The organism is Bacillus cereus group sp. BfR-BA-01349, from assembly GCF_022663795.1.
GTDB classification, from domain to species: Bacteria; Bacillota; Bacilli; order Bacillales; family Bacillaceae_G; genus Bacillus_A; species Bacillus_A cereus.
In genome coordinates this window covers 40,368-46,488 of the sequence record NZ_JAKUGE010000043.1, presented here as the reverse complement: position 1 = coordinate 46,488, position 6,121 = coordinate 40,368, and the positions used below count along the sequence as shown (strand labels likewise).

Genomic DNA, 6,121 nt, shown 5'->3' with positions numbered 1-6,121 from the left:
AAACTAAAAGGATTGTCCCCTGTGCAATACAGAGTTCAATCCTTAGTAGCTGCTTAATATATTTGTCTAATTTTTTGGGTTCAGTTCAATTGATGAGGGGCATTTTTTGTATCTAAATTTTATTTTCCTTAATAAAAAACCATTAGTAGTTTCACACTACTAATGGTTTTAATATATATTATGCATTTTTCATTTTTGCAAACACCCATACTTTCAGGCGTGAGAATAATGCTACAAATACAATTGTTACAACAATCCCTTTAATTAAATTAAATGGTAAGATTGCCGTTACAACCGTTGTTCTTATAGCTTCGCTAGACATAGCCGGTGAATTTAAAAACCAAGTGTAAGCCGGGAATATGATGATGTAGTTTAATACACTCATAATAAGTGCCATTGTAATTGTCCCTAGCATTAATCCTGTAGTTAAACTCTTCACAGTACGATACTTTCTAAATAAGAAAGCTGCTGGTCCAATAAATAAACATCCTGCAATAAAGTTTGCAATTTCTCCAACTGGTACTCCCGTTAAACTTCCTTGAATCCCGTAATGTAAAATGTTCTTTATCGCCTCTACAATCACTCCTGCTACTGGTCCAAAGATAATTGCTGCAATTAGAGCTGGTACATCACTAAAATCAATTTTCAAAAATGGCGGAAGCCCTGGGAACGGGAAATCTAACATCATTAGTAAATATGCAATACTACTTAGCATCGCTACACTCACCATCTGCACTACACTGTTTTTTTGTTTCATCTTTCTCTCTCCTTTTCCATCGATCATCTCATGGAAAGTGGAAAGGTTCTGCTATGCCTATTTTTTCATAGAACGAAAAAACCCTTTGTGTTTTACACAAAGGGAGAATTTAAGGCACATCAAACAGACGTTCAAATCCATATCTTTTTTGAACGCTTGAACCTCCATCTTCTCCCATCCAGACTATACTGTCGGCTTTGGAATCACACCAAATCCTGCCTTAACGGCTCGCGGGCTTAGAACAAAATCATAAATAGTTCATCACCGCCGGTCGGGATTTTCACCCTGCCCCGAAGATAGACCGATATTCTATTTTCCCCTTCATTATACAACAACCTCATAACATTGTGAACTAAAAAATTGTAACTTATTTAAAATTAGTTATTTATTTTTCGTAACAAAAAATAAATTGCGAGATATTTTACAATACAATCCATATTTTTTATTATTCGGCATTTCTCTTTTGAATTACCTAGTCATATATAATTAAAAGTGATAAGATATTGAATTGTTAAGATAAGAACATTTTCTGAGTTATGGAGGAAATGTCATGAAAAAAGACAAGAGACATTCTATTCGAGAAGCAATGAAAAAAAACTTAAGAAAAGAATACTTTTACTTAAAAAAAGAATTACTTTTCTATTGCCCAATTGATTTAGGCACATTCTCAAACGAGACATACTATGCTACTTTCGATGAAGATGGCATCAGTATTTATCAGTATGATAAAAAAACAGAAAGTAAATTAAAATTGTGTGAGCGTCATCCGTGGAAGAGTTGGAATAAAGTGAAGATTGATCACTATTTGACAACTTCTCAATTTATTTTTCAGGGTGAGCGAAATTGGATCTTATCTCTTTTTCAAAAAGGAAAAGAAGCTCAAAAAATTATTGAAGAGCATACATCTTTACAAACAGAAGTTGTTTCCCGCTCTTTCTTAAAAAAACTTCCTGGTTTTCGTTCTAATACACCACTGAATAAATACATCGGTAGTATTTGTTACACTGCACTTATTGCATTTTTATTAAAATGGATGATTCCATTTCAAGCACCACAAATCGCCCTGTATTCTATTTCGATTGGTTGTATGCTTCTTGGCCTACTTTGTTTGACAATCGGTTTAATTGAACCGACTATCGTACTGTTTCGAACAAAAGAGAAAACAAGAACAAAAGTTTTTTACTTATATAGCTATTTAGCTATTTCTGGATTTATATGTGTCTTTATTTTTTGGTAAAAGAAGCCGTCCCAAAATAAATTTTGGGACGGTTTTCTTTTAGATATAGATGCTCTGATTCACTCAATAGTTCTAGCAAAAGCGCCCATATAATTTCATTTACATTGAACCTTATTTAAGAAGAACATAAATTTGTTCAAAGTTTAATTTTTGAGATGTTTCCTTCACTTAACATATAATTGTTGATTAGGATAAATTAGCTCTTGCTGCAATCCATTTTTTTCTTTAATTTCCTTAAGTGTCATACTAAATTTCCGTGCAATACTAACTAAAGTATCCCCTTTTTGTACGACATATAATGATGAAGAAACAACTTCATTTCTTTGTTCATTTAAAACAAGCAATGGGTTCATCGCATTCTTTTTCGCCATCGTCCATCTTCCTTGATGAAGTTCTAGATGTAAGTGTGCACCTCGCGATTCTCCCGTGTTCCCTACTTCTCCAATTTTTTCTCCTTTGGAAATATAATCTCCTTGCCCCACATATCTCTTATTTAAATGTGCATATACAGCCTCATATTCTCCGTGTTTAATAAATACAACATTTCCATAACTACTTGAATAATAAGACTTCGTTACCCTACCATCTTGAATAGCTGCCACAGGCGTTCCAATCGGCGCAGCTACATCAATACCATAGTGTTTTCCATGCCTTGTCCCAAAATAATCACTTATCTGACCTTCAACAGGCCATGTCCATCGATTTTCTTCTGCATAAACATGTAATTGAGATACAAACAGTATACTCAATAACATGACGCCGCATTTTAAAACTTTCATATACATCCTCCGTTTTCTAATTACCACCATACCTTCTCTATTTTGGTATATTACAGAAAAAAGTATACAAAAAAAGAAAGTGAATTACTCCACTTCCTTCTCTTTCTTATCACGAAAAACTAATGCACTACGGTTATACTCCACATCTTTCACTTGTAATCGGGCATTTATTACTCGAGCTATCGCAAACAAATAATCAGATAATCTATTTACATACTTTAAGACAACTTCATTTATTTTCACTTCTTTTTGCAATGATACTATAGAGCGTTCTGCTCTCCTTACAACAGTACGTGCAATATGAATAGTAGCCGCCGCCTCGCTACCACCTGGCAAAATAAAGCGTTCTAATGGCGGGGCTTCTTCTATATATAAACCAATCTTTCTTTCTAAACTTTCAACCATCTCAATTGTCACTTTATAAGGAATTTTTTGTTCCACTATTGCCAAGTCTCCTCCGCAATCAAATAGTTCATGTTGAATATTTTCGAGCTCATTGTAAATATCTCTAAAAGCCCCGCCTTGAACCTTAGTCATTGCATATCCAATATGAGAATTTGCCTCGTCTATTGTTCCATACGCTTCCACACGGATATCATCTTTATCAACCCTGCCACCTATTACACTTGTCGTTCCTTTATCTCCTGTTTTTGTATATAATTTCATTTCTTCACAGCACCCTCTCTTGTTATTCTTGATTCGATCAAGATAGAAAAAAGTTCTACCATTCTTTATTTAATTGAGTTTACAAAAAAATAAAAAACAGCAGAACTTTATTCATTATCAACTTTAAAAACACATATCTAAATTATACGATTCGGTAAATATACAGAGAATGTAGTTCCTTCTCCAACAACACTTGATACAGAAATTTTACCGTCATGGCCTTGAACAATATTTTTCGCAATCGCAAGCCCAAGTCCTGTTCCACCCTTTTTCCCACGTGTTCTTGCTTTATCAGCTTTATAGAAACGATCAAATAAAAATGGAATATCCTCTTCTGGAATGCCTGCACCCGAATCTTGTACTTCAAAAATGAGGCCATTATTTTTTGTATCAATTACAAGCGTTACATGTCCACCCGCATTCGTATGACGAATTGCGTTATCAATCAAGTTCGTCAACACTTGTTCCATCCGATCTGCATCAAACGCATATTCTTCAATCTGATTCCGGAAATCAACTGTTAGTTCAACTTCTTTATCCTTTGCAATCCCTTGGAATTTACGACCAATTTTTTCCACAAATGGATGTATGTCGACTTCACCAATATGTAACTCTACGTGACCGCTTTCCATACGAGCTAAATCTAACAATTCATTTACAAGTTTACCTAAACGAACGGATTCATCATAAATGATTTGAACAAACTCATCTATTTCCTCTTTCGTTTGCACAATATCATCTAAAATCGCTTCACTATACCCTTGCAGCATGACCATCGGTGTACGAAGTTCATGTGATACATTCGCAATAAAGTCTTGACGCATTTTCTCAAGACGACGTTCTTCCGTCATATCTCGCAGTACCGCTACAGCCCCACGAATTTTCGTTTGATTGTAAAGTGGTGTCATAAGAACTACATAGTTCCCTTTTTGTAAATTAATTTCAACAACTTGTTGTTGCTCGCTTTCTACAACGAGATGGAATAGTTCCACAAGTTCAGAAGGTAATTTTTTTCTTAACTCTATCTCTTTTTCTTCTTGCCAAACTTGTAAGAAATGTTCAGCCGGTGGATTAATAACTACGACTTCACCTTCTTGATTTAACGTAATAACTCCATCTGCCATACTACTCAAAATACTGGCTAACTGTTCTTTTTCTTGCTGCAAAGCATTCATATTAAACTTCAACTGTTTACCCATTTGATTTAAGGCCGTTGCCAGCTCACCAATTTCGTCCTGAGATACCATAGGAGCCTTTGCATCAAATTTCCCACGTGACACTTCAAAAGCAACCTCACGCATTTTACGAAGCGGTGCTGTAATCCGAGTAGATAAGAAGAACGCAAAGAAAGTTGTTAATATAATCGCAATCCCAGCGGCTAAGAAAATGAAATCAGTCGTTCTCTCCATATCTTTTATTGGCACTTGTAAAGATTCATATACGAACACTGCGCTTTGATTTTTTGATTGCACTGGTTTCCCAACGATCACAATATCATTTTCAGTGCTTTTATTCTTTCTACTATCAGAAGCTTTTCTAATGTTGTTCTTAATTTCTTTTTTGTCCGTAAAAACAGCGGCTAATTCTTTATCTTCTTTTAAATCATCCATTGTAAGAGTGACTAACCCTTCTTGTTTCGGTGAAGAAGAGATTTCCTTGCCATCTTCTACAATAATAATCCTTGAAAGTGGATCAGAGAATTTGTACGCGATGTTCTCAATCGTTTTTACATCGGCACCTTCTTCAATTAATTCCGTAACACTTGTTGCGACTTTTTGAAGTCTATTTTCACTCATATCAACATAATACGTTCTAAAAAATTGTGAAAGTAAAATCGCAACAAATCCAAGAACAAACGAAACGAGAAGTAATATGGTCATCCATAACTTCCCTACTACACTTCTCCAAAGCATCAGTCGTTCACAACCTCAAATTTGTAACCTACACCCCAAACAGTAACAATCATTTTCGCTGCATCTGGTGATTTTTTGCTCAACTTCTCACGTAAACGCTTTACATGTGTATCAACTGTACGTAAATCTCCGAAGAATTCATATTGCCATACTTCTTTTAACAGCTGCTCACGATCGAATACTTTATCAGGAGCTTTCGCTAAAAATAATAGTAACTCATATTCTTTCGGCGTTAAGTTTACTTCATTGCCATCTGCAGTAACACGGTGTGCATCGTTATCAATTGTTAAGTGAGGGAATACAGTAACATCTTTTGTCGTTGTATCTTGTGTAAAGAATGTTGTTGGTACAGCACGACGTAATACCGCTTTCACACGTAGCACGACCTCACGTGGACTAAACGGCTTTACAATATAATCATCTGTTCCAACTTCAAATCCTTGTACTCTATTTACTTCTTCACCTTTTGCTGTCAGCATAATAATTGGTGTCGCTTTCTTCTCACGAACCCCTTTACATACTTCAATGCCATCTTTACCAGGCATCATAAGATCTAATAAGATTAAATCGTAATCATTTTGCAACGCCATTTCTAAAGCTGTATCACCATTATCTGCTTCTTCAATCGTATATTGTTCTCTTTCTAAGTACATTTTCAATAAACGACGAATACGATCCTCATCATCTACAATTAAAATTCTTGATTCATTTGCCATCTCTACCCGCTGCGTACTCTCACCTCAGCGGTTCACACCTACCCTTCTTTAAC

At 35.2% G+C, this 6,121-nt stretch carries 6 protein-coding genes and 1 riboswitch; of the genes, 1 reads left to right on the top strand and 5 read right to left on the bottom strand.

The features are described 5' to 3' along the window. Positions 1–178: 178 nt before the first annotated feature. A complete protein-coding gene (locus MR169_RS20945; protein WP_000810856.1) occupies positions 179–757 on the bottom strand; it encodes an ECF transporter S component in 579 nt (192 codons plus the stop codon). 162 nt (positions 758–919) lie between these two features. Beyond that, positions 920–1,059, bottom strand: a riboswitch (FMN riboswitch). A gap of 248 nt (positions 1,060–1,307) precedes the next feature. On the opposite strand from MR169_RS20945, the gene MR169_RS20940 reads away from it, so the two are divergent. After that, on the top strand, positions 1,308–1,994 hold the full coding sequence (locus MR169_RS20940) for a hypothetical protein (protein ID WP_000710837.1): 687 nt from the start codon (positions 1,308–1,310) through the stop codon (positions 1,992–1,994). Positions 1,995–2,158: 164 nt separating this feature from the next. Here MR169_RS20940 and MR169_RS20935 read toward each other — a convergent pair whose 3' ends face one another. The 4 genes from MR169_RS20935 to resD all read right to left on the bottom strand — a co-directional run bounded on the left by MR169_RS20935 (position 2,159) and on the right by resD (position 6,068). After that, the gene (locus tag MR169_RS20935) at positions 2,159–2,773 is read right to left on the bottom strand and encodes a peptidoglycan DD-metalloendopeptidase family protein (protein ID WP_000866120.1); all 615 of its coding nucleotides are present in this window, start codon (positions 2,771–2,773) and stop codon (positions 2,159–2,161) included. A gap of 84 nt (positions 2,774–2,857) precedes the next feature. Further along, on the bottom strand, positions 2,858–3,439 hold the full coding sequence (locus tag MR169_RS20930; protein WP_242319966.1) for a cob(I)yrinic acid a,c-diamide adenosyltransferase: 582 nt from the start codon (positions 3,437–3,439) through the stop codon (positions 2,858–2,860). Positions 3,440–3,576: 137 nt separating this feature from the next. Beyond that, positions 3,577–5,352 carry a sensor histidine kinase ResE gene (resE, locus tag MR169_RS20925; protein WP_000964695.1) on the bottom strand — a complete coding sequence of 592 codons (1,776 nt, stop codon included), beginning with the start codon at positions 5,350–5,352 and terminating at the stop codon, positions 3,577–3,579. Next, on the bottom strand, positions 5,352–6,068 hold the full coding sequence (resD, locus tag MR169_RS20920) for a DNA-binding response regulator ResD (protein ID WP_001262938.1): 717 nt from the start codon (positions 6,066–6,068) through the stop codon (positions 5,352–5,354). Before resD ends, resE begins: the two co-directional genes overlap by 1 nt. Positions 6,069–6,121: the final 53 nt, after the last annotated feature.

Bases quoted from the DNA above. Each gene is read 5' to 3' on its own strand.
- MR169_RS20945 (WP_000810856.1), bottom strand. From the start codon at position 757: ATGAAACAAAAAAACAGTGTAGTGCAGATGGTGAGTGTAGCGATGCTA.
- MR169_RS20940 (WP_000710837.1), top strand. From the start codon at position 1,308: ATGAAAAAAGACAAGAGACATTCTATTCGAGAAGCAATGAAAAAAAAC.
- MR169_RS20935 (WP_000866120.1), bottom strand. From the start codon at position 2,773: ATGAAAGTTTTAAAATGCGGCGTCATGTTATTGAGTATACTGTTTGTA.
- MR169_RS20930 (WP_242319966.1), bottom strand. From the start codon at position 3,439: ATGAAATTATATACAAAAACAGGAGATAAAGGAACGACAAGTGTAATA.
- resE (WP_000964695.1), bottom strand. From the start codon at position 5,352: ATGCTTTGGAGAAGTGTAGTAGGGAAGTTATGGATGACCATATTACTT.
- resD (WP_001262938.1), bottom strand. From the start codon at position 6,068: ATGGCAAATGAATCAAGAATTTTAATTGTAGATGATGAGGATCGTATT.